General features: G+C 69.0%; 17 protein-coding genes. 5 read left to right on the top strand and 12 right to left on the bottom strand.

Features of this window, described 5'->3' with window-relative positions; translation table 11 throughout:
• Window positions 1-6 precede the first annotated feature (6 nt).
• Both P7A99_RS19880 and P7A99_RS19875 read right to left on the bottom strand, forming a co-directional pair.
• Entirely contained in the window at window positions 7-2,346 is a 2,340-nt protein-coding gene (locus P7A99_RS19880) for a glucan 1,4-alpha-glucosidase (protein ID WP_277795493.1), read from the bottom strand.
• Window positions 2,347-2,354: 8 nt separating this feature from the next.
• The gene (locus P7A99_RS19875; protein ID WP_277795492.1) at window positions 2,355-3,887 is read right to left on the bottom strand and encodes an MFS transporter; all 1,533 of its coding nucleotides are present in this window, start codon (window positions 3,885-3,887) and stop codon (window positions 2,355-2,357) included.
• A 424-nt stretch (window positions 3,888-4,311) separates the two neighbouring features.
• Between P7A99_RS19875 and P7A99_RS19870 the strand changes: the two genes are divergently transcribed.
• Together P7A99_RS19870 and P7A99_RS19865 are read left to right on the top strand one after the other, a co-directional pair.
• Entirely contained in the window at window positions 4,312-4,776 is a 465-nt protein-coding gene (locus P7A99_RS19870; protein WP_277795491.1) for an RrF2 family transcriptional regulator, read from the top strand.
• Window positions 4,766-5,659 (top strand): NAD(P)/FAD-dependent oxidoreductase, encoded by an 894-nt coding sequence (locus P7A99_RS19865; RefSeq protein WP_277795490.1) that lies wholly within the window; start codon window positions 4,766-4,768, stop codon window positions 5,657-5,659. The genes P7A99_RS19870 and P7A99_RS19865 overlap by 11 nt, the downstream gene beginning before the upstream one ends.
• A 136-nt stretch (window positions 5,660-5,795) precedes the next feature.
• Here P7A99_RS19865 and P7A99_RS19860 read toward each other — a convergent pair whose 3' ends face one another.
• Window positions 5,796-7,826: a glycoside hydrolase family 97 protein gene (locus P7A99_RS19860; RefSeq protein WP_277795489.1), complete on the bottom strand. Its 2,031-nt coding sequence runs from the start codon at window positions 7,824-7,826 to the stop codon at window positions 5,796-5,798.
• A gap of 68 nt (window positions 7,827-7,894) precedes the next feature.
• Between P7A99_RS19860 and P7A99_RS19855 the strand changes: the two genes are divergently transcribed.
• A complete protein-coding gene (locus P7A99_RS19855; protein WP_431307694.1) occupies window positions 7,895-8,965 on the top strand; it encodes a LacI family DNA-binding transcriptional regulator in 1,071 nt (356 codons plus the stop codon).
• Between the two features lie 128 nt (window positions 8,966-9,093).
• Here the strand turns inward: P7A99_RS19855 and P7A99_RS19850 are convergent, their stop codons facing one another.
• A complete protein-coding gene (locus P7A99_RS19850) occupies window positions 9,094-10,719 on the bottom strand; it encodes an alpha-amylase family glycosyl hydrolase (RefSeq protein ID WP_277795487.1) in 1,626 nt (541 codons plus the stop codon).
• On the bottom strand, window positions 10,716-12,545 hold the full coding sequence (locus tag P7A99_RS19845) for an alpha-amylase family glycosyl hydrolase (protein WP_431307693.1): 1,830 nt from the start codon (window positions 12,543-12,545) through the stop codon (window positions 10,716-10,718). The genes P7A99_RS19850 and P7A99_RS19845 overlap by 4 nt, the downstream gene beginning before the upstream one ends.
• A gap of 304 nt (window positions 12,546-12,849) precedes the next feature.
• On the opposite strand from P7A99_RS19845, the gene P7A99_RS19840 reads away from it, so the two are divergent.
• On the top strand, window positions 12,850-15,660 hold the full coding sequence (locus P7A99_RS19840; RefSeq protein ID WP_277795486.1) for a TonB-dependent receptor: 2,811 nt from the start codon (window positions 12,850-12,852) through the stop codon (window positions 15,658-15,660).
• A gap of 79 nt (window positions 15,661-15,739) precedes the next feature.
• Entirely contained in the window at window positions 15,740-17,257 is a 1,518-nt protein-coding gene (locus tag P7A99_RS19835; RefSeq protein ID WP_277795485.1) for a tryptophan halogenase family protein, read from the top strand.
• A 63-nt stretch (window positions 17,258-17,320) separates the two neighbouring features.
• Here the strand turns inward: P7A99_RS19835 and P7A99_RS19830 are convergent, their stop codons facing one another.
• The 7 genes from P7A99_RS19830 to cpaB are packed head-to-tail and all read right to left on the bottom strand — an operon-like array spanning window position 17,321 to window position 25,710.
• The gene (locus tag P7A99_RS19830) at window positions 17,321-18,307 is read right to left on the bottom strand and encodes a type II secretion system F family protein (protein ID WP_277795484.1); all 987 of its coding nucleotides are present in this window, start codon (window positions 18,305-18,307) and stop codon (window positions 17,321-17,323) included.
• A gap of 12 nt (window positions 18,308-18,319) precedes the next feature.
• On the bottom strand, window positions 18,320-19,297 hold the full coding sequence (locus P7A99_RS19825) for a type II secretion system F family protein (protein WP_277795483.1): 978 nt from the start codon (window positions 19,295-19,297) through the stop codon (window positions 18,320-18,322).
• Window positions 19,298-19,305: 8 nt separating this feature from the next.
• Complete coding sequence (locus P7A99_RS19820) at window positions 19,306-20,802, bottom strand: CpaF family protein (RefSeq protein WP_277795482.1); 1,497 nt, start codon at window positions 20,800-20,802, stop codon at window positions 19,306-19,308.
• Window positions 20,803-20,808: 6 nt separating this feature from the next.
• A complete protein-coding gene (locus P7A99_RS19815) occupies window positions 20,809-22,377 on the bottom strand; it encodes an AAA family ATPase (protein WP_277795481.1) in 1,569 nt (522 codons plus the stop codon).
• Window positions 22,374-23,072, bottom strand: a complete 699-nt coding sequence (locus tag P7A99_RS19810; RefSeq protein ID WP_277795480.1) for a CpaD family pilus assembly protein — start codon at window positions 23,070-23,072, stop codon at window positions 22,374-22,376. Before P7A99_RS19810 ends, P7A99_RS19815 begins: the two co-directional genes overlap by 4 nt.
• Window positions 23,073-23,083: 11 nt before the next feature.
• The gene (locus tag P7A99_RS19805; RefSeq protein ID WP_277795479.1) at window positions 23,084-24,814 is read right to left on the bottom strand and encodes a type II and III secretion system protein family protein; all 1,731 of its coding nucleotides are present in this window, start codon (window positions 24,812-24,814) and stop codon (window positions 23,084-23,086) included.
• On the bottom strand, window positions 24,811-25,710 hold the full coding sequence (cpaB, locus tag P7A99_RS19800) for a Flp pilus assembly protein CpaB (protein WP_277795478.1): 900 nt from the start codon (window positions 25,708-25,710) through the stop codon (window positions 24,811-24,813). Before cpaB ends, P7A99_RS19805 begins: the two co-directional genes overlap by 4 nt.
• Window positions 25,711-25,898 lie beyond the last annotated feature (188 nt).

Raw genomic sequence — 25,898 nt, 5'->3', positions numbered from 1 at the left:
GCCCCCCTACTTCGCGTACCGCGCCGCCACCGGCTCGTAGCGGTCCCAGACCTGGCCGTCGGCCAGCGAGCGCAGCAGCTTGAGATACTCGGCGTGCGACCAGGCCAGGGGCGTGGCCGAATCCGTGCCCTCGCCGGTCACGTACGGATGGCGGGTCTTGGCGCCGACGCCGTCCCACACCTGCTCGGGGATCAGCAGGCCGTCATTGGCGAAGAGCTCGATGCCTTTCACATAGCGGGCGCGGATGGCGGCGATCTGGGCCTTGCTCGGCTTGCCCTTCTCGGCCGCAAGGGCCAGCTCGTAATGGCCCCGCTCACCGGTGAAGATCGGCCACACGCGGCCGCGCTGGCCCAGGCTCATCTCCCCGCCCTCACCATAGTTGCCGCCGGTCTTGGCGTCCTCGCCATAGCCGTCGACGTCATAGCGCCGCCAGCCCGGGAACTCGCCTTTCACGCCCGGGAAGCTGAAGTCGTAGCGCACGCGGTACATGTCCTCGCGGGCCGTGTCGTCCAGCTCGGGCAGGCTGCCGACGATGTGGCTGTCGTCGGCCCGGCGCACGCCGTAGCGGACGAGTTCCAGGAACCCGCCGTCGACCACCTCGTCCTCGGGCGGGGCGATCTGGCCGTTGGCCGCGCCGATCGGGGCCTTGTCGTTGGGGTCCTCGTTCTTGTTCAGGCGCATGAAGTAGCTGCCGTCGCCGAACTTGCCGCTGGTGGTGAACATCCGCGCCTCGACCTTGGCCGAGTAGGCGTCGGCGGTTTCGCGATAGCGGTCGCCCGACTTGGCGTCGCCGGCCAGGTCGGCGATCTCGCCGGCGGTCACGAGGCCGGCGATCACCGCGGCCGTGGTCGAGGGCGAGTGGCCGTCCTGCTCCTCCCAGCGCTCCTGCTGGCTGTAGGGCGGGACGATCGTAGCCTTGTTCCAGCCGATGCCGACCTTGCCGCCGTCGACCAGGAAGTCGGCGGCCGGCTTGATCATGCGGGCGTAATAGGCCGCAAGGTCGGGCTCCGACAGCCAGCCCAGCTTCCACAGCTTCCAGCCCAGCATGATCGGCATGGCCGTCTGGTCCAGCTGGACGCCGACCCATTCGGGCGTGCCGTCGACCTCGGTCTTCTGCAGGAACCAGCCGCCGGCGTCCTTGTTGCCAGGGGTCTTCTCGCCGACCTGCACGGTGGGCAGGTAGTGGAAAGCGGCCAGGGGCGTCTCCTTGTCGCCCAGGGCCGCCAGGGCCATGGCGCACTGGTAGAAGTCGCGCGGCCAGACGGCCTTGTAGCCGGTCGAGGGCTTGGAAGCGTCCACCGTGTCGCCCCAGGGGTTGGACAGCGAGGCGATCAGGGCGCCGGCATAGGTGCGGTCTTCCTGCACCTTCAACATCAGGGCGCTGGCATAGGCCAGCTTGCCGCCGTCGGCGCTTTCCTTGGCCACGCGCGGCAGCTCGGTCAGCGAGGCGATATAGTCGCTCCAGCCCACATGGGCGCCCTCGCCGTTGTAGCGGGCCAGCACCTCGTCATAGCCGGTCTTCAGGCTGGCCATGGCCGTCTGGGCCGAGCCCCCAGGATCGGCGCCGAAGCCGATGGCGAAGTCGTAGGTCGCAGAGCCCGAGGCCTGGGTCGGCAGCTGGGCGGCCAGCACGATCGCCCCCTTGGCCTCCGAGCCGCCGGCCAGCACGCCGTCGTCGCCGAGGATCTTCAGGGCGTCATTGCCTTCGAGCTTGGCGGCGGCGGCCTTGGCGAAGGGGCGATCGCCGCGCAGGGTCAGATAGACCTTGCCCTCGCCGGCCGTCAGGGCCTGGGCGCCGGCCGAGCCGACGTCATTGCCGCCGGTGTTGGCCATGTGCGGCTCCAGCACCAGGAACGGCGTCACCGAACCCTTCAGCGCCTTGACCGTCACCCGCAGGAACAGGGCGTTGCGGTCGGGATCGGTGAAGATCCGCTTCTCGATGACGAAGCGGCCGGCCTTGTCGGTGGTGGTGATCTTGTAGGCCGGCGACAGCGGGCGGCCCTTTTTATCCGTATACAGATATTCTGTCCTGGCGGTCGTGTCGCGACCCTCGACGGCGACGCCGTCGGCGGTCTTCACGGCGATCCGCATCTGCTTGATCTGGGCCTCGTGGATCAGGCCGTACATGGTTTCGGTCAGCACGCCGTCGGCGACCGAGAACCACACCTTCGACACCGCGCCGGTGGGGCCGCCGTCCTTGTAGGCGCCGTCGACATAGGCCTCGTACGAGGCGCCGACGGCGGTCTTGGCCGAATAGGCCCAGGTGGTGGCCGGTTCGGCGGCCTGGGCGGCGCCGGCGACAGTGAGGGCCGAGGCGGCCAGGATCAGTGTCTTGAGGGTACGCATGAGGGGCCTCACGAAAGAGACTTGGCCAGCCGCTTGGGCTCGCCCGGGTCGTTGACGGCGAAGACGGAGACGGCGGCGATCAGGAACGAGGCCGCGCCCAGGACCAGAGCGTAGATCGCCTGGCCGCCGAAGAAGGTCTTGAGCAGCAGGCCCAGCACCGTGGCGGCCAGCAGCTGCGGGATGACGATGAAGAAATTGAAGATGCCCATGTAGACGCCCATCTTCCGCCCCGGCACCGAGCCCGACAGGATCGAATAGGGCGACGACAGGATCGAGCTCCAGGCGAAGCCCACCCCGACCATGCCGATCACCAGGAGCTTCGGGTCACGGATCACGAGGAACGACAAGAGGCCAAGCCCGCCCAGCACCAGGCACAGGGCGTGGGCGACGCGGCGGCTGAAGAGGCGCGCGATCACGGGGATCAGCAGGGCCGCCAGGGCCGCCACGCCGTTGTAGACGCCGAACAGCACCCCCACCCAGTCGGCCCCGGCGTTGTAGGCGGCCGAGGTCGCGTCGGACGCGCCGTAGTGGAAGGCGGCCACCGCAGGGGTCGTGTAGATCCACATGGCGAAGAGGCCAAACCACGAGAAGAACTGCACCACCGCCAGTTGCTTCATGGTGGCGGGCATGGCGAAGAGGTCCTCGACCACTTCGGAGAAGCCGTTGGCCGTGCGCCCTGCCCGCTTCAGCTGGCCGGCGACCAGCTGCGCCAGGCCGAAGCCGCCGATCAGGGCGGCCAGGACGTAGAGCTCTTTCTCCAGCCTGGCGGCATAGACGCCCGCCGCGACCGCCAGGCCGGCGATCGTCCAGATCGCGCCACCGGTCAGGAAGGCGGAAACGGCGCGGCCCAAACCGGCTTCGGCCGTGACCGCCTCGCCCTTGGCGGCGGCTTCGGCGGCCTCGAAGGCGGCCATCTGCTCGGGCGAGTATTCGCGGGTGGAAAACACCGTCCACAGCACCGAAGCCAGCAGCGCCGCCCCGCCGACATAGAAGGCGATGCGCACCGACGGCGGGATCTGGCCGGCCGGGGCGGTGTTGGCCACGTCCAGCCAGTTGGTCAGGATCCACGGCAGGCACGAGGCCAGCACCGCGCCGATCCCGATGAAGAAGCTCTGCATGGCGTAGCCGGTCGAGCACTGCTCGTCGGGCAGGTTGTCGCCGACGAAGGCCCGGAACGGCTCCATGGTGATGTTGATCGAGGCGTCCATGATCCACAGCGCCGAGGCCGCGATCCAGAGCGTGGGCGAGTTGGGCATCAGGACCAGGGCGGCCGTGGTCAGGATCGCGCCCCAGAAGAAGTAGGGCCGCCGGCGCCCCAGCTTGCCCCAGGTCTTGTCGGACAGGTGGCCGATGATCGGCTGCACCAGGAGGCCCGTGGCCGGCGCGGCGATCCACAGGATGGCCAGGTGGTCGATCTCGACGCCGAGGGTCTGGAAGATGCGGCTGGTATTGGCGTTCTGCAGGCCAAAGCCGATCTGGATCCCGAAGAACCCGAAGCACATGTTCCAGATCTGGAAGAGGCTCAGCCTGGCCTTGGTCATCGCTTCCCCGCCTTGACGCCGCCGGTTGACCCGGCCGTTTGCGCAAATATTTGCAATGCGCTTTGCGGCGCGCATTTGCGCATGGGGTGCGCAGGGATGCAATGAGGAAGTGGGTTTTTGTCAGGCATTATCGATGAAATGGACGACAGATCGGACGTCCCTCGATCCCTTCTCCGAAAATGCCCCCTGCCCCACATCTCAGGCATCAGCAATAATTCTCATAAATTTGCATCACCAAAACGCTTCCCTGAGCCTCGTGCCCAGGGCCCATGGTTCAGCCGCAAAGATCCAGGCAGGCAACCCGCGAACTGAGCGGCGGCGCGATGGATCCTGGGCACAAGGCCCAGGAAGGCGATCAAGAGAGCCTTGGAGGGAACAATCGCCCCCCTTGCGCCCCGCCCCATCACGTAACATATATAATTACATGAAACGGAACAGCCGCCTCTCCGTCGCCCTGCACGTGCTGCTGCACATGGCCGAACAGGCCGACAAGGCCCTGACCTCGGACGTCCTGGCCTCGTGGGCCGCGACCAATCCGGTGGTCATCCGCCGCACCTTCGCGGGGCTGCGCGACGCCGGCATCGTCGGCTCGGCCAAGGGCCATGGCGGCGGCTGGACGCTGCTGAAGCCGCTGGACGCCGTGACCCTGGCCGACATCCAGGCGGCGCTGGACGAGCCGCTGCTGGCGCTGGGCAAGGCCGAGGAAAGCCCCGGCTGCCTGGTCGAGCAGGCGGTCAACGCCGCGCTGGACGAAGCCGTAGCCGAAGCCCGCCGCCTGCTGGACGAGCGGCTTTCCAGGATCACCCTGGCGGACCTGGCCGCCCAGATCGGCCCGCGCCGCGTCGTGCTGGCGGCGGCGGGCTGCAAGGGTCCTCATCATGAGTCATGACGTCATCGTCGTCGGCGGCAGCTTCGCCGGCCTGTCCGCCGCCATGCAGCTGGCCCGCGCCCGCCGCGACGTGCTGGTCGTCGACGCCGGCCTGCCGCGCAACCGCTTCGCCGACGCCTCGCACGGCTTCCTCGGCCAGGACGGCAAGGCGCCGTTCGACATCCTGCGCGAGGCCCGCTGCCAGCTCGCAGCCTATCCCACCGTGCGGTTCGCTGCCGCGGAGGCCCGCGACGCGGCGATGGAGGAAGGCGGCTTTGCGCTGGCGCTGAACGACGGCCGCACCGTGCGCGGCAAGCGCCTGCTGCTGGCCACCGGCGTCGCCGACCAGCTGCCCGACATTCCGGGCCTCAAGCCCCGCTGGGGCGCCACCGTGCTGCACTGCCCCTACTGCCACGGCTATGAGGCGCGCGACCGCAGGCTGGGCGTGCTGGCCAGCGGCCCGATGGACCTGCACAAGGCCCAGATGATCCCCGACTGGGGTCCCACCACGCTATTCAGCCAGGGCCTGCCGATCGACGCGGCGACCCGCGAGCAACTCGCCGCGCGCGGCGTGGCGATCGAGGAGGCTCCGGTGGTCGAGCTGCTGGGCGACGAGCCGGCGCTGTCCGGCGCGCGCCTGGCCGACGGCCGCATCGTCGCCATCGAGGCAATCTTCGCCTCGCCGACCGTGCGCATGGCCAGCCCGTTGGCGCAGCGTCTTGGCTGCACGCTGGATGACGGCCCGCTGGGGCCGCTGATCCGCGTCGACGACTGGAAAGCCACCAGCGTGCCGGGCGTCTTCGCCGCCGGCGACGCGGCGAGGGCCAACCACAACGCCACCCTGGCCTCGGCCGACGGCGTTCTGGCCGGGGTGGGCGCGCACCGGTCGCTGGTGTTCGGGTAGGGCTTGTCTCACTCAGCCGAAAGTCCCCCGCGAAGGCGGGGGTCCAAGCTGAGTCCCAGAACGGTCAGCGGCGGCGGGAACCCGCCGCCGCTTGGATCCCCGCCTTCGCGGGGATGCTCGGATTAAAGGGGCGGACCTACCGCTTCAGCGCCACGAACCGGATCGCCTGACCGCCGCCGGGGGCCAGCTTCAGCTCCAGGACGTCGGCCGCCGTCACCTCGCGGGTCTCGATGACGATGTCCTGCGGGGCGGCCTTCCAATCGGCCTTCTCGCCGTCGCGATAAATCTCGGCGCGATACTTGCGGCCCGGATCCAGGAACGACAGCGGCGCGGAAAGCACCCGGCCCTGCTCGTCGCTGATCGCGCCCAGGTACCAGTCATCGCTCTTGCGGTCCTTGCGGGCGATGGTGACGAAGTCGCCGATCTCGCCGTTGATCACCCTGGTGTCGGCCCAGTCGACCGGCACGTCCTCGATGAACTTGAAGGGTTTCGGATTGGCCTCGTAGTTCTCGAGCAGGTCGGCGGCCATCTGGATCGGGCTGTAGATCACGACATACAGCGCCAGCTGCTTGGCCCAGGTGGTGGCGACGCCGTCGGGGGCCTTGGTCTTCATGCCGAAGATGCCCGGCGTGTAGTCCATCGGCCCGGCCAGCAGGCGGGTGAAGACGAGGTTGGCCTCGTGTTCGGGCGGGTTGCCCGGCTGGCCCCAGGCGCTGAACTCCATGCCCCGCGCGCCCTCGCGGCTGATCCAGTTGGGATAGGTGCGGCGAAGGCCGGTGTCCTTGATCGGCTCGTGGGCGTTGATGGCGATCTGGCGCTTGGCGGCGGCCTCCAGCACGCGCACGTGGTGCTGCGCCATCGGCTGGCTTTCATGCCAGGCGAAGTGGGTCTTGCCGTCCGGCCCGCTCACCTGGGCGCCGCCGGCGTCGGCGACATAGCCGGTCTTCACGGCCGGTACGCCCACCGATTTATAGAGGTCGAAGGCGGCGTCCATCTGGCGCTCGTAGACGACGGTGTTGCCGGCCGTCTCGTGGTGGCCGATCAGCACCACGCCCTTCTTGCGGGCGTAGTCGGTCAGCTTCTTCAGGTCGAAGTCGGGATAGGATTCGGTGAAGCTGAACTCCGAACCGTCGGCGAACCAGGCGCCGTCCCAGCCCTTGTTCCAGCCCTCGACCAGCACGCCGCCCAGGCCGTGCTTCGCCGCGAAATCGATGTGGCGCATCACGTTCTCATTGGTGGCGCCGTGCTTGGGGCCCGAGCCCCAGGTCTTGTGGTCGAGGTGCATCTCCCACCAGACGCCGACATATTTCATCGGCTTGATCCACGAGACGTCGCCCAGCTTGTTGGGGTCGTTGAGGTTCAGGATCAGGCTGGAGGTGACGAGGCCGCCGGCGCTGTCGGCGATCTGCAGGGTGCGCCAGGGCGTAGGGAACGGCAGGGCGCGCTCGACCTTGGCCTCGCTGACGCCCGGCGTCAGGCTGGCGCGGAAGCGACGATCCTGGGCGCGGGCCAGGTTCATGCCGGCATAGTCCACGAGCGAGGCCTCGTGGATCGAGACGTGCAAACCATCCTTGGTGCGCAGGGTCATCGGCGTCTGGGCGACGCTGACCTCTTCGACCGGCGTGGTGTTGTAGAGATATTCCTCGCGGTTCCACTCATAGGCCGGGATCCACCAGGCGGTGGCCTCGTCGACCAGGCTGAACTCGGTCAGCTCCTCTCCGATGCGGGCGGTCTTCAGGTTGGGTTGCTCGGGAAACTCGTAGCGGAAGCCCAGGCCGTCGTCATAGAGGCGGAACACCACGTCCAGGCGCCGGTGCAGCGGCGTCTTCTCGACCAGGGTCACGCGCAGCTCGTTGAAGCGATTGCGCACGCTCTTGCGCTCGCCCCAGGGCAGGTCCCAGGTCTCGTCGACGCTGCGGGTCTGCTGGTCGGCCACCTCGAAATTGCGTTGCAACTTGGGCGCGTCGACCAGGATGAAGCCCAGTTTCGACGGCGCCACCACCGGCCGGCCCAGGCGGCTGACCGAATAGGTCGGCTGGCCGTCGTTGTCGGTGGTCACCGTCACGCTCAGCACCTTGTCGGGCGAGGTCGCGGTGGCGGTCACCGCCGCCAGCGAAGGCGACGCCGCCAGGGCCATTACGGCCGCAGCCAGAAGGCGCAGGATCATGCTTCTACTCCCTAATTCTCCGCCTCGCCGCACTTGCCAAGCACGGCGGGCGATGCGTTAAACAGGTCATTGAAAAATTTTGCGGCAAGTTTTGCAGCCGCTACGGACGACGGGGACGGGATACGGTGAGCAAGGGGGCGACGCGTCTGGAAGACCTGGCCAGGATGGCCGGCGTCTCGATCTCCACCGCCTCGCGGGCGCTGAACGACAGCCCCGCCGTCAACCAGCGCACCAAGCAGCTGATCTGGAAGCTGGCGCGCGAGATGGACTATCCGTTCCGCCGCTACATGCCCGCCGGCCCCATCGGCGCCGAGGGCACGATCGCCATCGTCGTGCCGCGTCCGCAGCACCGCGAGGGGCGCCTCTCGGACCCGTTCTTCCTCGAGCTGTTCGCCGGCGTCGGCGAGGCCGCCCGCGAGCGCGGCTGCGATATCCTGGTCAGCCACGTGGCCCCGGGCAGCTTCGAAGACCTGTCGGCGGCCATGACCACCAGCCGCGCCGACGGGGTGATCTTCCTGGGCCAATCCTGGCTGCACACCGCCTTCAACCGTCTGGCCGAGACCGAGGCCCGCTTCGTGGTCTGGGGCGCGCAACTGCCCGACCAGGCCTATTGCTCGGTGGGGTCCGACAACCCACTGGGCGCCCGGCGCGCGACACTGCATCTGGCGCGTCTGGGCCGCAAACGCATCGTCTTCCTGGGCGACACCGAGGCCCCCGAGGCCATGCAGCGCCACCGCGGCTATCTCGACGCGGTCGAGCAGTTCGGCCTGGGCGTGGATCCCGACCTGATCGTGCCGGCCCACTTCGAGGTCGAGTCGGCCGAGGCCAGCATCGACTCCTTGATCCAGCGCGGGGTGAAGTTCGACGGGGTGGTGGCCGCCTCCGACCTGATCGCCCTGGGCGCCATCCGCGCCTTGCAGCACGCGGGACTTTCCGTGCCCGGCGACGTCTCGGTGATCGGCTACGACGACGTGCCCTTCGCCCGTTATTCCAGCCCGGCCCTGTCGACGATCTCGCAGGACACCGCCAAGGCGGGCCGGCTGATGGTGTCCAAGCTGCTGGACGCCAGCGGCCAGGGCTCGAGCCGCAGCGAGCGGGTGCCGACGGATCTGATCATCCGCGAGAGCTGCGGGGGGTAGAAATCCCCCTTCCCCCTTGATGGGGGAAGGGTCGGGGATGGGGGTGACGCGGCGGTTCAGCCGGCAAGGCGGCAGGCCACCCCCACCCAACCCTCCCCCATCAAGGGGGAGGGCTTTGCAGGGAACACTCACCCCCGCTTCGCCAACAGACCGCCCAGCGGCGGCACCGTGCCCGGCGCGTCGAGATTGACGCTGTCGACCACGCTCCAGCCCTGCGGCAGGTCCCAGGCCACGGCCTCGAAGCCGAGGTTGAACACGCACAGCATCGCCGCCTCGCCCTCGCCGCGCTCGAACACCAGCAGCGGGGTGTTGGTGTCGACGAGGTGCATGCCGCCGATCCGCAGCGCCGGCCATTGCGCGCGCAGGCCGATCAGGCGGCGGGCGACATGCAGGGTGGCGGCGGGGTCGGCTTCCTGGGCGTCCACCGACAGGGGTAGGTGCGCCGGATCGACCGGCAGCCAGGGCTCGACGGTGGAGAAGCCGGCGTTCACCGCCCCGGCCGTCCACGGCATCGGCGTGCGGGCGCCGTCGCGGCCCAGGGTCTGGGGCCAGTTGGCGATGGCCTCGGGATCGACAAGCCGCTCGAACGGCACATGGGCCTGGGGCAGGCCCAGCTCCTCGCCCTGATAGACGAAGACGTTGCCGCGCAGGGTCATCAGCAGCAGCAGGCCCATCTCGGCGAAGGCCTTGCGGTCGCGGCCGCGGGCCCAGCGCGACACCGCGCGCGGGGCGTCGTGGTTGGAGAAGGTCCAGGACGGCCAGCCCTCGCCGGCCGCGCCCGGCCACGAGGTCGCGCCGAAACGCACCAGCTCGTCCTTCAGCTCGTCGGCATAGAGGTAGAGGAAGCTGTAGGCGCTGTTCAGCCGGTCCTCGCCGGCCGTGAACAGCTTCATCTCCTCGTCGGCCCTATCACCGCCGATCTCGGCCACCGAGAAGCGGCCCTGGTACTGGTCGGTCAGGGCCCGCAGGCGGGACAGGAACTTCGGGATGTCCGGGTGGCCCTGGTTGAAGACCTTGTCCTGGAAGTCGAACGGCCGCGTGCGCTTGCCGCCCGGCGGCAGGGGCGGATTGTCCCGCAAGGCCGGGTCGTGCATCGAGAAATTGATGGCGTCGAAGCGGAAACCGTCGACCCCGCGCTCCAGCCAGAAGCGGGTGATGTCGAGCAGGGCCTCCTGCACTTTCGGATTGTGCAGGTTCAGCTGCGGCTGCGAGGCCAGGAAGTTGTGCATGTAGTACTGGCCGCGCCGGGCGTCCCAGGTCCAGGCGGGACCGCCGAACACCGACTGCCAGTTGGACGGCGGCGAGCCGTCGGCCTTGGCGTCGGCCCAGACGTACCAATCCGTATACGGATTATCTCGGCTTTCGCGGCTCTGGGCGAACCAGGCGTGCTCGTCGCTGGTGTGCGAGAAGACGAGATCGATGATGATCTTCACGCCCAGGCGATGGGCCTTTTCGATCAGGGCGTCGAAGTCGGCCAGGGTTCCGAAGATCGGGTCGACGTCGCGGTAGTCGGAAACGTCGTAGCCGAAGTCCTTCATCGGCGAGGCGAAGAACGGCGACAGCCAGATCGCCTGCACGCCCAGCGAGGCGATGTGCTCCAGACGCGCGGTGATCCCCGGCAGGTCGCCCACCCCGTCGTCGTTGGAGTCGGCGTAGCTGCGCGGATAGACCTGATAGATCACGGCGCCGCGCCACCATTCGGCGGCCGGGGTGGAAACGGGGAACGCGGACTTGGCCAGACTGTCGATGGTCACTGGTGCGCGCCCTCCGAGACGCAGATCTTGTAGTCGAGCGGCGCGATGGTCACGCGATAGCTGCCGGGCGCGGCGGCCGCCGGGGCGCAGGCCCCGACCGCCGAGCGCCAGGCCGCCGAGGTCGTCTCGACCTCGACATGGGCGTCCACCGGCGCCGCGCCGGTGTTGAACAGGACCAGGACCTCGCGGCCCTGGAGGATGCGGGAGACGGCCAACAGGCCGGGCTTGTCGCCGGCCGCGCGGATCACCTGCCGGCCGGAACGCAGGGCGGGCTCGGCGGCGCGGACCTTGGCCATGCCGGAGATGGCGCGATAGAGCGGCGCGGTCGCGTCGTAGCGATCGGCCGAGCCGCCCTTGCCGCCGATCAGGCGGTTGTCGTTGTAGACGGCGACCTGGCTGGCGAACATGTCTTCGCGGGCGTCCTTGTCGTCGCCGTCGCCGGTGAAGCCCTGCTCGTCGCCGTAATAGAGGGTCGGAGCGCCGCGCAGGAACATCAGCATGGCGTGGGCCAGCGTCGCGCGCTGCACCAGCTCGGCGTCGGGCGCGTCCGGATTGTCCTTCAGCAGCCGGCGGCCAAAGCGCCCCATGTCGTGATTGCCCAGGAAGGTGGGGATCTGCGGCCCCGCCGCCTCGCCGCCGCGATAGAGGGCGTCGGCGACGTAGACCTTGGCCAGCGCCTCGGTTCCGGCCTTGCCCGAGACCGTCTCGGCGGCGGCCTTCTGGAAGGCGAAGTCCAGCGGGGCCGGAAAGCCGTCGACCACGGTCGAGCGGGCCAGGGCCACCGGATCGGGGTCGGCCACCTCGGCGAAGATGTGGAAGTTGGGGATGCCGCGCCTGGCCGCCCGGTCCTGCATGGCCGGCACGAAGGCCTGCCAGAACTGCGGATTGACGTGCCGGGCGGTGTCGACGCGGAAGCCGTCGATGCCGAACTCGTCGATCCACTGGCCGTAGATCTCGATGAAGCCGGCCACGACCCGCGGGTTCTCGGTGTAGAGATCGTCGAGCCCCGCGAAATCGCCATAGAGCGAGCTCTCGCCGACGAAGTCGCTTTCGCCGCGGTTATGGTACCAGATCGGGTCGTTCAGCCAGTCGGGCTTCTTGACCCTGGCCTCGGCCGCCGGGACGTAAGGCGTATAGGCGAAGTCGGGCCGGGTCAGCTTTGCAAAGTTTTCGGCCGAGCCGTCGGCGTCGCCGGCGAAACCGGCGTTGATCGCAGCCCCCGCAACCCCGCCGCGGCGGCTGACCGGATAGTCGGCCTTGCTGCGGTACTCGCAGCGGCGGCCCTCGCATTCCTTCAGCTTGATGACGTCGGCCGTGTGGTTGATGACGATGTCGAGATAGACCTTCATCCCCCGCGCATGCGCGGCGTCGACCAGGGCCTTGAAATCGGCCTTGGTTCCCAGATGCGGGTCGACGTCGGTGAAGTCGGTGATCCAGTAGCCGTGATAGGCGGCGCTTTCCTGGCCCTTGGGGCCCTGCACCGGCTTGTTGACGAAGATCGGCGCCAGCCAGATCGCCGTCGCGCCCAGGCCCTGGATGTAGTCGAGCTTTCCGGCCAGACCCTTGAAGTCGCCGCCGTGGAAGAAGCCCTTGTCGGTGGGATCATAGCCCGTGGCCAGGCGGTCGCCCTTCAGGCCGCCGCGATCATTGGACGGGTCGCCGTTGGCGAAGCGGTCGGCCAGGACGAAATAGATCACCTCGTCCTGCGCGGGCCGCGCGCGGAACGCTTCCGGAGCCGGGGCCGACAAGGCCGGAACGGCGGTCAGGGTCATGCCGGCGCAGCCGAGCGCGGCCGCCAGCCGCCCCCACCGATTGCGGGTGTTCATCCCCTGCCCCTCCATCCCTAGCGTCGCGATCCTGAACGATGCTTCGCTCAGGTCAATTTTGCATAGATTTGCAAAGCCGTTTGCAGGCTGTCAATCCATTCACCCCGCGATCAGACCCAGCAGCCTTGCCGCACTGTGGCGAGAAAGCCGCAAAAACCCAATGAATCACGGCCTCGCGGCGGACTGACGTCACGGAAGATGACAATCCGTCCATTTTTCGGTTGCAAATACCGCCGGTCATTTGCAGTAATTTGCGCAACACGGCGCGGGAGAACCGCGCGGACCAACTTGCGGGAGGGAACACATGGACATCCGATTCAAGCCGCGTCGCGCGGCGCTGATGGGCGGGGCCGCCACTGGCCTGGCGCTGCTGCTCGCCGCCGGAGCGGCCCAGGCGCAGACCCCGGCCGCCGGCCAGACCACCGAAGACAACGCCGTCGAGGAAATCACCGTCACGGGCATCCGGGCCTCGATCGAGAACTCGATCGCCCTGAAGAAGGCCTCCAGCTCGATCGTCGAGACGGTCTCGGCCGAAGACATCGGCAAGCTGCCCGACACCTCGATCGCCGAATCCCTGGCCCGCCTGCCCGGCCTGACCGCCCAGCGCCTCGACGGCCGCGCCCAGTCGATCTCGGTCCGCGGCCTGGGCCCCGACTTCAACACCGTGCTGCTGAACGGCCGCGAGCAGGTCTCGACCAGCGACAACCGCGGCGTCGAGTTCGACCAGTATCCGTCTGAAATCCTCAGCGGCGTGGTGGTCTACAAGACCCCCGACGCCAGCCTGGTGGGCCAGGGCCTGGCCGCCACGGTCGACCTGCGCACCATCCGCCCGCTCGACTACGGCAAGACGGTCATCTCGGCCAACGCCCGCTACGAGATGAACGGCGAGAAGAAGCTGAACCCCGACGCTAAGGACACCGGCCGCCGGATCAGCGCCACCTTCGTCGACCAGTTCGCTAACGACACCGTCGGCGTGGCGCTGTCGGTCTCGCACATCTCCTCGCCGACCCAGAGCCGCCGCTTCAACGCCTGGGGCTACGCCACCTTTGACGCCGACGCCGCGCCCTATGCCGGCAACCCGGCCTACGCCGCCGCCGACGGCGCTCTGATCATCGGCGGCGCCAAGCCCTACAACCAGTCCAACAACCTCAAGCGCACCGGCGTGATCGGCGTGCTCGAGTACAAGCCGACCGACAAGTTCCACACCGCGCTCGACCTCTACTACTCCGACTTCAAGGAGAAGCAGATCCTGCGCGGCATCGAGATCCCGCTGTTCTGGGGCGGGGCCGTGCTGGGCACGGACTACAAGGTCACCGACGGCATCATCACCAGCGGCACGTACAGCAACGTGAAGGGTGTGATGCGCAACGACCTCAACACCCGCAACGCCAAGCTGGCCTCGGTAGGCTGGAACACCAGCTACGACTTCGACAACGGCTGGTCGGTCGCCGCCGACCTCTCGTATTCGCACGCCAAGCGCAAGGACGTGATCTTCGAGTCCTATTCGGGCACCGGCCCGCAGGGCGTCGGCGCCACCGACACCATGGGCTTCACCACCACGCCCGGCGGCGGCACGCTGTTCCGCTCGACGCTCGACTACACCAACCCCGCCCAGATCGTGCTGACCGACCCGCAAGGCTGGGGCGCGGGCGCGGCCGGCGGCGGCCTGACCCAGGCCGGCTTCTACAACACGCCCCGCATCGAGGACGAGCTGAAGGCCATCAAGCTTTCAGCCAAGCGCGACCTGTCCTGGGGCCCGATCGACAGCGTCGAGTTCGCCTACAACGGCAGCCTGCGCGAGAAGGAAAAGGAAGTGCATGAAAGCTTCCTGACCTTCGGCGGCCGCATCGCCCAGGGCGCCCCGACCAGCCGCGCCATCCCGAGCGCGGCCCTGATCGGCGACGTCAGCCTGGGCCTGATCGGCATCGAGGGCATGCTGGCCTACGATCCCACCTACCTGCTGAACAACGGCGTCTACACCCTGATCGCCGACCAGAACCCGGCGGTGCAGACCCGCAACTGGTCGGTCCGCGAAGAGGTGCACCTGGGCTATGTGAAGTTCGGCATCGACAGCACGGTCGGCTCGATCCCGGTCAAGGGCAACGCCGGCGTTCAGGTCGTCCACACCGACCAGTTCTCGACCGGCGTGGCCGTCAATCCGAACGACGTGGCCAACCCGATGTCGACCGACGACGGCGACAAGTTCACCTACGTCCTGCCCAGCATCAACCTGACCTTCGACCTCAGCAACGAGACCCTGCTGCGGGTCGGCGCGGCCCGCACCCTGGCCCGGGCCCGGATGGACGAGCTGCGCGCCAGCCAGTCGTTCACCACCAACCCGGCCTACCTGACCTCGACCAACCCCAACCAGTCGTACTTCAGCGCCAACGGCGGCAATCCCAAGCTGCGTCCCTACATCGCCGACGGCGTGGACGTGTCGCTGGAGAAGTACTTCGGCCGATCGGCCTACGTCTCGGTGGCCGCCTACTACAAGAAGCTGTCGAACTACGTGAACTCGAACTCCTCGAGCTACAAGGACTTCGCGGCCTTCACCTATCTGCTGACCCCCACCCAGCAGCAGCAGCTGGGCACCACCGTCGGCCTGGTCACCGGTCCCGACAACGGCAAGGGCGGCTACATCCGCGGCGTCGAGTTCTCGACCTCGATCCAGGGCGACATCATCTGGGAGCCCCTGCGCCACTTCGGCCTGCAGTTCAGCGCCTCGCTGACCGACAGCGAAGTGAAGCTCGAGGACGGCCAGGATCCGATCGACATGCCCGGCCTGTCGAAGAAGGTGGTCAACACCACGTTCTACTACGAGAACAACGGCTTCAACGCCCGGATCAGCAACCGCTACCGCGGCAAGTTCCTGGGTGAGGTCTCGGGCCTGTCGGCCTCGCGCATCTACCGCACGGTGGACGCCGAGTCGGTGCTCGACGCCCAGATCGGCTACGAGTTCCGCGAGGGCCGCTTCGAGGGGCTGTCGCTGATGCTGCAGGCCAACAACATCACCGACGAGCCGTTCAAGACCTACGAAAACGGCGACCCCCGCCGGACCATCGACTACCAGAAGTACGGCACCACCTACATGGTCGGCCTGGCCTACAAGTTCTAAGGCCCGCTTCGAAAAGCCCCGCCGGTCCGCCGGCGGGGCTTCTTGCTTTCTGTGGGAGACCGGAGTCGCGGAGGCGACCATGACAGACAACCGCATCGAACGGATCATCATCGTCGGCGGCGGCACGGCCGGCTGGATGAGCGCGGCGCTGCTGGCCCGGGCCCTCGGCCCCGCCGCCGCGATCAGCCTGGTGGAGTCCGAGGCGATCGGCACGGTGGGGGTCGGCGAGGCCTCGATCCCGCAGCTGCGCAACTTCAACGCCTTCCTGGGCCTGGACGAGGACGCCTTCCTCCGCGCCACCGAGGGCACGATCAAGCTGGGCATCGAGTTCGTCGACTGGCTGGCTCCCGGCCACCGCTACATGCACGCCTTCGGCCCCGTGGGCCGGCCGCTGGGCACCACCGCCTTCCACCACTACTGGCTGGACGCCCGCCGGCGCGGCACGGCGAGCGAGGACTTCTGGGCCTGGTCGGCCAACGCCCTGGCCGCTCGCGCCGGCCGCTTCGGCCGCACGCCGCCCCCGCAGGCCCAAGGCGGCGTCGCCGAGCCCCTGACCTGGGCCTTCCACTTCGACGCCGCCCTCTATGCCCGCCACCTGCGGACCTATGCGCAGGCGCGGGGCGTCGCCCGCGTCGAGGGCCGCATCGTCGGCGTCGACCAGAACGGCGAGACGGGCTTCCTGCGCGCCGTGACCCTCGAGGGCGACCGCCGGGTCGAAGGCGATCTCTTCATCGATTGCTCGGGCTTCAGGGGCCTGCTGATCGAGGAGGCGCTGAAGAGCGGCTACGAGGACTGGCGCAAATGGCTGCCGATGGACAGCGCCTGGGCCGTGCCCAGCCGCGACGCCGCCGCGCCGGTTCCCTACACCCGCGCCTGGGCCCGCGACGCCGGCTGGCAGTGGCGCATCCCGCTGCAGCACCGCACCGGCAACGGCCATGTGTTCTCAAGCGCCTGGACCGACAAGGACGCCGCCGTCCGCACCCTGATGGCCAACCTGGAGGGCGAGGCCCTTGCCGAGCCGCGCCTGCTGACCTTCGTCACCGGCCGCCGCCGGAAGAGCTGGAACCGCAACGTCGTCGCCCTGGGCCTGGCTTCCGGCTTCATGGAGCCGCTGGAGTCGACCAGCATCCACCTGGTGCAGTCGGGCCTGGCGCGCCTCTTGGCGCTGTTTCCCGACAAGGGCTTCGATCCCGTCCTGGCCGACGAGTTCAATCGCCAGACCGAAGAGGAATACGTCCGCATCCGCGACTTTCTGGTGCTGCACTACAAGGCCACGCAGCGGGAGGACACGCCGTTCTGGGCCAGCCGCAAGGCGATGGAGGTTCCCGAAACCCTGGCCGCGCGCATCGCGCTGTTCGCCGCCACCGGCCGGGTCTTCAGCCCCGACGAGGACCTCTTCAAGGAAAGCAGCTGGGTGCAGGTGCTGCTGGGCCAGGGCGTGATCCCGCGCGCCGCCCACCCGATGACCGCCGTAGTCGCCGACGATCAGGTCGACGGCTGGCTGGACGACCTGGCCCGCATCGCCGCCCGCACGGCCGCCTCCCTGCCCAGCCACGCGGCCTTCCTCGGCCGCCCGGAGGCGCGCCTGGCGGGCTGACCCCTTCCCCTGACTGACCCTCGCCGGAACCTGCGCCGGCGGGGGTCGACTTTTCGGGACGCCTCAGTCGACCGGCTTCTTGCCCATCATGTCGACGATCTTGATGATCGCCGGGCCCAGGATGACGATGAACAGCACCGGCAGGAAGAACACGATCATCGGCACGGTCAGCTTGGGCGGCAGGCTGGCGGCCTTCTTCTCGGCGGCCGACAGGCGCAGCTCGCGGTTTTCCTTGGCCATCACCCGCAGGGCCGCGCCCAGGGGCGTACCGTAGCGTTCGGCCTGGATCATGGCCGTGGCCACCGACTTGATGCCCGGATGGTTGGTGCGGCGGGCAAGGCCCTCATAGGCCAGGCGCCGGTCGGGCAGGTAGGACAGCTCGGCGGTGAGCAGGGAAAGCTCCTCGGCCAGCTCCATCGAGCTGGCGCCGACCTCGTTGCTGACCTTCTGGATGGCCGCCTCGATCGACATGCCGCTCTCGACGCAGATCAGCAGCAGGTCGAGCGCGTCGGGGAAGGCCGCGACGATCGACTCGCGGCGCTTCTGGGCGGCGTTCTGGATGTAGAGGTTGGGCGCGTAGTAGCCGACGGTCAGGGCGCCGACGCAGATCGCCAGCTTCTGGGTCATCTGCAGGCCGAAACCGTTGATGCCGAACAGATAGAGCCCCGCCAGCACGGCGAAGGCGAAGGGCATCACGAAGCGGAAGAAATAGAAGGTCGACACCGGCTTGGGGCCGCGGAAGCCGGCCTGGGCCAGCTTGTCGACGACCTTGGGGTCTTCCAGCAGCCGCGACAGCTGCAGGCGGTCGACGATGGTCTTGTACATGCCCTCGTCGGTGTGGCGCAGGCTGGAGCCCGAGCCGCCCTTCTGGGCCAGGGCCGCGCGCGAGCGTCGGCGCAGTTCCTCGCGGCGGTTGGCCACCGACTTCAGGCGGCTTTCCAGCCCGTTGCTGTTCATCACCGGCGCGGCCAGGGTGATGATGGTGGCGAACACCACCAGCGCGACGAAGCCGGTCAGCAGGTTCGAGGGATCCGTCAGCATCTGGACCATGCGCGCCTCCCCCTAGAACTTGAAGTTGATCATGCGGCGCATGATGAAGATGCCCGTGGCCATCCAGAACGCCGCCACCAGCAGCATCAGCCGGCCGCGCAGGTCGGTGAACAGGGTCATCATGTAGTCGGGGGCGATGACGGTGATCAGGATCATCACGCCGGGCGGCAGGCAGCCGATGATAAAGGCCGAGGCCACGGCTTCGGCCGACAGGGCCTTGATCTTCTCGGCCATCAGCTTGCGCGAGCGCAGCACGGTCGACAGGTTGCCCAGCGCCTCGGCCAGGTTGCCGCCGGTCTTCTGCTGGATGTTCAGCACGATCGAGAAGAACCGAACCTCGGAGGTCGGCATGCGCTCGTAGAGGCGCTCCAGCGCCGCGTCGATGGGCATGCCCATGGCGATGTTCTCGGTCAGGGTGCGGAACTCGCCGGCCAGGGGCTCGGGGCTCTCCTTGCCGATGATCTTCAGGCAGTCGTGCACCGGCAGGCCCGACTTGATGCCGCGCACGATGATGTCGATGGCGTCGGCGAAGGCGTCGATGAACTTCTTGGTGCGCTGCTTGGCCATGAAGCCGACCACCCAGCGGGGCACGCCGAAGCCGGCCGCGAAGCCGCCGCCCAGCGCCACCAGCGGGATCTGCTGCACGACCAGCAGGATCAGGGTGACCAGCACGCCGAGCACGCCGCTGATGATCCAGAACATCCGGACATTCTCGCCCAGGCCCGCGGCGCGCAGGCGGGCGGCGACCGTCAGGGTGGCCTTCTTCTGCTTGCGGTCCTGTTCCTTGAGCGTCTTGAGGATCTGCTTGCGGCGGGCGTCGGGCGAATTGGCCGCGACCTTGGCCCGCGCGGCGGCCTGGCGCTCGCCGCCGCCGACGATCACCTGGGCGCGCTTGGTCGCCTTGGCGCCCGCGCTCTCGCCGCCGCCCGTCAGGACGAAGCCGAGGCCGGCGATGGTGATGAAGCCGAGGACCGCGATCAGGATGAACATGGCCGGGCCTATTCCGCCGCGTCCAGCGCCTCGGCCAGCTCGCGCTCGAGGCCGTAGTAGCGGGCGCGATCCCAGAACCGGGGACGGGCGATGCCGGTCGAGCGGTGCTTGCCCAGCACCTTGCCGTTCTCGTCCTCGCCGGTGATTTCGTAGACGAACAGGTCCTGGGTGACGATCACGTCGCCTTCCAGGCCGACCACCTCGGTGACGTGGGTGATGCGGCGGCTGCCGTCGCGCAGGCGCGCAGCCTGGATGATGACGTCGACCGAGCCGACGATCATTTCCTTGATGGTCTTGGAGGGCAGGCCGTAGCCGCCCATGGTGATCATGCTCTCGACGCGGCTGATGGCCTCGCGCGGGCTGTTGGCGTGCAGCGTGCCCATCGAGCCGTCGTGGCCGGTGTTCATGGCCTGGAGCAGGTCGAAGGCTTCAGGGCCGCGGACTTCGCCGACGATGATCCGCTCGGGACGCATCCGCAGGCAGTTCTTGACGAGGTCGCGCATCGACACTGCGCCCTGGCCTTCCAGGTTGGGCGGACGGGTTTCCAGGCGCACCACGTGCGGCTGCTGCAGTTGCAGTTCGGCCGCGTCCTCGCAGGTCACGACCCGCTCGGTGGGGTCGATGAAGGCGGTCATGGTGTTGAGCAGGGTGGTCTTGCCCGAGCCCGTGCCGCCCGAGATGATGACGTTGCAGCGGCAGGCGCCGATGACGCCGAGAACGCGCGCGCCCTCGGGGCTGATGGAGAGGTACTCCACCAGGTTCTTCATCGTCAGCTTGTCCTTCTTGAACTTCCGGATGGTCAGGGTGGGACCATCCAGCGCCAAGGGGGGCGCGATGACGTTGACGCGGCTGCCGTCGGGAAGGCGGGCGTCGCAGATCGGCGAGCTTTCATCGACCCGGCGGCCGACCTGGCTGACGATCCGCTGGCAGATGTTCATCAGCTGGAGATTGTCGCGGAAGCGGACGTTGGTCAGCTGCACCTTGCCGGCGACTTCGATGAACACCCGGTGCGCGCCGTTGACCATGATGTCGGCGATATCGTCGCGGGCCAGCAGCGGCTCCAGCGGGCCGTAGCCGAGGACGTCGTTGATGATGTCCTGGACCAGGTGCTCCTGCTCGGCCACCGACATCGAGACGTTCTTGATCGCCACCAGCTCGGCGACGATGTCGCGGATTTCCTCGGCGGCGGCCTTCTGGTCCAGCTGGGCCAGCTGCGACAGGTCGATGGTGTTGAGCAGGGCGTTGAAGATCGTCGTCTTCGTGGCGTGATAGTAGTCGCTCTGTTCACGGACGATCGTGGCGGTCTGCGGCTGGCCCTGGGCCGCGCGCAGCTGCTCGAGCCCCTGCGTGGCCTTGGGCGCGGCCGCCGGCTTGGCCGGAGCGGCCGGCGGCGCGGCGGCGGGATCGACGCGCTGCGGGCGCGTGGCGATGGCCGTCCCGCCCGTGGGGGCGGGCGGCGGCGCCTGACGCTCGGTGACGGTGGCCTGATCGCGCTTGCCGAACATTCGCCCCTACTTCTTCTTGAACAGGCCCGACAGGATCGAGGCCGACTTGGCCGCCGACGGCGCCTCGCGGCGGCTGATCAGCCGCGCCAGGTGATCGATGCCCTCGGCCGCCTTCGACTTCGGAGCCACCTCGGCGACCATCTGGCCGTTGTTGGCGGCCTGGCCGAACAGCTTGGGATCGAACGGCAGCACCAGGGACGGCGCCACGCCCAGGGCCTCGCCGAAGTCCTTGACCGGGATCTCGGGACGACCGGGCACGCCCACCTGGTTCAGGACCAGGCGCGGCGGCACGTCGTTGGGACGCGCCTGGCGCACCAGGTCGACGATGTTCTTGGCGTTGCGCAGCGAGGCCAGGTCCGGCGTGGCGACGATCACCAGCTCGTCGCTGCCGATCAGCACCCGGCGGGTCCACGACGCCCAGCTATGCGGCAGGTCCAGCACCACGAACGGGGCGGCGCCGCGCATCTTCTGCGTCACCTCCTCGTAGGCGTCGGCGCCGATGTCGTAGTCCTGCTCCAGCGTGGCCGGCGCGGCCAGCAGCGACAGGCGGTCGCCGCAGCGGACCATCATGCGGTCCATCAGCACCGGGTCCAGGCGCTCGGGCTGGCTCAGCGCGTCGAGCACGCCTTGCAGCGGATCCTGGTTGAAGTCGAGGCCGGCCGTGCCGAACGGCAGATCGAGGTCGACGATGACGGTGGCCGCCTCCATCCGCTCGGCCATCGACCAGGCGAAGTTGTGGGCCAGGGTCGAGGCGCCGACGCCGCCCTTGGCGCCGACAAAGGCGACCTGGCGGCCGACGAAGGGCGCCGACGGATCCGAATAGAGCGCGGTGACCGCGCGGATCACCTGCAACGGGCTCTTGGGCTGGGTCAGATATTCGCTGACCCCGCGGCGCATCAGCTCGCGATAGAGGGCGATGTCGTTGGTCTGGCCGATGACCACGACCTTGGTGCCGGGGTCGCAGACCTGGGCCAGGCCGTCCAGCATGGCCAGCATGCGCTGGGCCGAGTCCATGGTCTCGACCAGCACCAGCGAGGGAGTCGGCTGGTTCTGGTAGAAGTCGACGGCCGCCTCCAGCCCGCCGTGACGGGTGATGACCGAGGCGCGGGCCATGCGGCGGTCGGCCGCCGCGGCCTCGATGACCGCCAGGGTCTCGGCGTGGACGCCGAAGGCGTGGATGGCGATGCGCGGCACGCTGGCCTCGCCGACCCCGGCGTCGACGCCCGGCAGGACGTCGTCATGGGCCGACACGCCCCAGTCCATGGCGGGAGGCGCAGGCTCGGGCGCGGCAAGCGCGGCCGCCGGCGCAGCGCGCGGCGCATCGAGCACCGGCGCGACCAGCTCGGCGAACGGGTTGGAGGCCAGACTGGCCAAGCCCGGCGCGGGGTCGGGTCGAGCCTCCGGCCGAGGCCGGGCGGGCGGGAAGTCGGCAAAGGGGTCGCCGGCAGCCGAGGGGGCTGGGGCAGGCGCCGGCGCCGTGCGCCAGGGATCGGCGCCGGACGGGGCGGCGAACTCGTCGTCGGCCTCGAAGCCCAGGTCGAAAGGATCGGAATCGGTCGTCCGGAAGGTCGTCATTTCACCACCCGAGAAACGGCGCCGTCGGACTGCGCGTCCTTCTGCGACGCGGTCGGCTCGCCAGCGCGGTACTTGCCCATCACCACGCCGCGGCGCATGGCGTCGGCCGGATCTTCCCGGCGCGGCCCTTGCAGGTCAGCGGGGTTGGCCACCTGCGAGGCGATGTTGGCGGTCACCGCGCAGCCGAAGTTGCCGTAGGCGTCGTTGTTGCCCGTGGCGGTCAGGTTGCCCCAGGAACCGCAGCGCGGAACCTCGACCTCGTGGCGCAGGTAGCCCACCCGCAGCGGCGGGGCCTTGTCGCCGTCGGCCGGGTAGGAGTCGATGCGGACGGAAAAGCGCGGCGCGCCGGCGTCGATCAGATAGGCGCGGGCGGCGGCGGCCATGCGGCCGGCGGCCGTCGCCTCGGGCCCGCCGACCGGGGCCAGCACCACCAGTTCCTTGGCCTCGGCCTCGGTGAACCGGGCCAGCAGGCCGTTGAGGGCGTCGATCTGGCGGGGCGACAGCCCCTCGGCGTGAACCGCCAGCAGCACCTCGTCGGGCGCGTTGCTGACCCGGACCTTGTCGGTCCATTGCTCGGTAGGGGTGATGGCCGGGGCGCCCGAACCCGCCTGGACGAGAGGGGTCGAGGCGCAGGCGGCCAGGGCCAGAAGGCCGGCGCCGGCGAGGATCGCGCGGAAGGTCTTGGCTCGCGTCATGGTCCGCGTCCTCATTCGATCACGTAGCCGACCGGACCCTGGTAGGTCCGCTCGGTGTTGGCGCCCGCCGGGGCCTTGACCACCTTGTTCAGGCGGCCCAGCAGCACGGTGCTCATGTCGCCGGCGATCTGCAGGCCGTCGGCCGGGGTCTGCATGTCCTGCGGGCGGCTGGGGTCGACGATGTAGGGGGTGATGATCACCACCAGTTCGGTCTCGCCGTTCAGGTAGTCGCGCGAGCGGAACAGCGAGCCCAGGATCGGCAGCGAGGTCATGCCCGGCAGGGAGTCGATATTTTCCTTGGTCTGCTGGTGCAGCAGGCCCGCGATCATCAGGGCGCCGCCCGAGGGCAGTTCCACCGTGGTCTCGGCCCGGCGCACCGACAGGCCCGGAATGACCAGGGTCGAGCTGGTGCCGGAACCGACCGTGAAGGCGCCCAGGCTCGACAGCTCCGACACCTCGGTCGACAGTTTCAGCGAGATGCGGCCGCCAGACATCACCACCGGGGTGTAGCCCAGGCCCACGCCGTAGGGCTTGAACTCGATGGTCACCCGGCCGTCCTCGTCGGAACCGGTGGGGACCGGGAACTCGCCGCCGGCCAGGAACTTGCCCGCCTCGCCCGACACGACGGTCAGGTTCGGTTCGGCCAGGGTGCGGATCAGGCCCACGCGCTCGAAAGCCTGAAGACAGGCGTTGAGGTTGTTGCCGGTGGCCATGCTGTAGGCGGTGCTGGCCGCGCTGGAGAGCACGCCCGTCAGCGTGTTGGTGACGCTGCCGGAATCCGCCCCGTTGGTGGTCGTGGTGGTCGTGGTCACGTTGCCGTTGGTTTCCACGCGCTGGATCGTCGTCGACCCGGCGTTGGAATCCCCCGTCGTGACGACGCCCTGATTGTTGATCGAGGCGCCGTTCGTGTAGTTCGTCGTGCGCACGTTGTTGCGGCCGTAGCAGGCGCTCGCCCCGCCCAGCATGCCGCCGTTCACCGCGAAGGTGTTCTCGCGGCCCAGGCTGTAGGTCTTGAAGCCGTCGTTGAGCAGGTTGCTGGTCGAGACGCCCAGTTGCTTGATGATGTTGCGCTGGACCTCGACGATCCGCACCTTGAGCATCACCTGGTCCTTGCCGGCGATGGTCAGCATGTTGACCACCTGCTCGGGCTTGGCGACGAACTGGGCCGCGACCAGGGCCGCCTTGCTGGAATCGGACGCGTTGGCGACCGTGCCGGTCAGGATCACGCTGTCGCGCACCGGCTGAACCTCGATGCGGGAGTCGGGCAGCACCTTGCGCAGGGTGTCCTGCAGCATGTCCGAGTCCTCTTCGACCCGGATGGCCAGCGACAGAAGGCGACGGCCCGCAGCGTCGAAGAACACCGCGTCGGTCGACCCCTTGCCCACGCCCAGCACGTAGATGCGGCGCGGATTGCGCAGCACGGCGTCGGCCACCTTCGGATTGGTCACCAGCATGTCGCGCACGTCGACGGGCAGTTCGATGATCGCCGACTTGCCGCGCGGCAGGTTCAGCGTCCGGGCGTCGGGACCGGCGGTCAGGTCGACGCGCAGCACCTGGTCGGCGACCGGCGGCGGCGCATAGGTGACGATCGGCGCAGGCGCCGGCGCGCGCGTCGCGGCGCGGGCGGGACGATAGACCCGGTCGCCCGCATAGCCGTCGGCCAGGGCCGAGGCGGTCGGAGCCAGGGCGGTCAGGGCCGCGATGGAGGCCGAAAGGGAAAGGCTGGCGAACCGGCGGATCATTGGCGCACCGCGATGCTGGAGGTCTGCCCGCCGCGATTGATGCGGATGACCGTGGAGTCCTGGGTCGGGGCGGCGACGCCGGACGGGCCGCCCAGGTCGGTATAGGCGCGCAGCGCCAGGGTGACGGGGCCCGACGCCTTGGCGCGGGTCAGGGCCTCTGCCTCGGCCGGGCGCACCTCGAGGGTGGCGGTGGCCGCGACGATGGTCTTGGCGTCCTTCTCGGCGGCGGTGGCCTGATCGAGGGCGAGGACGCGGATGTTCTGCAGCACGGTCTCGGCGATCACCCGCTTGCCGCCGCTGGCGCCGTTGGCGTCGCTGCCGGGCTCGTCGCGGCTCATCAGCACGTCGACACGGTCGCCGGGCAGGATGAAGCCGCCGGCGGCGGTCTCGGAGGTCACGGGCACGGCCATGGCGCGGGCGCCGGGCGACAGTACGACGGACAGGTAGCCGCCTTCGCCGCCGCGCACGATCTTGCGGGCCACGATGGGTTCGCCGGCCAGCAGCGGGTCGCGGACGATCGCGCCCTCGACACTGGCTTCGGGCGGCGCGCCGCCCAGGACGCCGGTCGCCTCGCCGACGGTCTTGACCGCCTTGGCGGCGCCGTTCGAGGGCTCGACCGGGGCTGCGCCGTTGGTGAGATAGACGGGGCTGACGGCGTCGGCAGGCCAGGCCTTCCACTCGACGTCGTCCTTGGTCAGGCGCGTGCCGATCGCCAGGTCGCGACGAGCGACGAGCACCAGGGTCATCGGCTTGGCGTCCAGGGACGGCGCGCTGGGCGCGACGGCGACGGCCTCCGACTTGGCGGACTTGCCGCCCATGGCTTTCTGCATCAGCACGGCCAGGCCGATCGCCGAAACGGCGGCGACCAGGACGATGATGACTCTGACAGGATTCATGCGCGGCGGGGCTCTGACGTCGGCAGGACGGGTTCGGCGCGCCTGGAGAGCTTCACTCGGCCGGACGCAGGGATCGAACAGCCGTTCTGGCCGCATCGCAGACTGCGGCGCCCATGGTTAACAGCCGCTAAAGGAAGCAGCGTTTCCGGGGCCTTAAGGCCGCGACAGCCTGACGCGGACTCCCCAAA

It is taken from the genome of Caulobacter endophyticus (assembly GCF_029543245.1).
Taxonomy (GTDB): domain Bacteria; phylum Pseudomonadota; class Alphaproteobacteria; order Caulobacterales; family Caulobacteraceae; genus Caulobacter; species Caulobacter endophyticus_A.
Note: the sequence above shows the minus strand (reverse complement) of the source record. Positions and strands in the feature narration are given on the sequence as shown.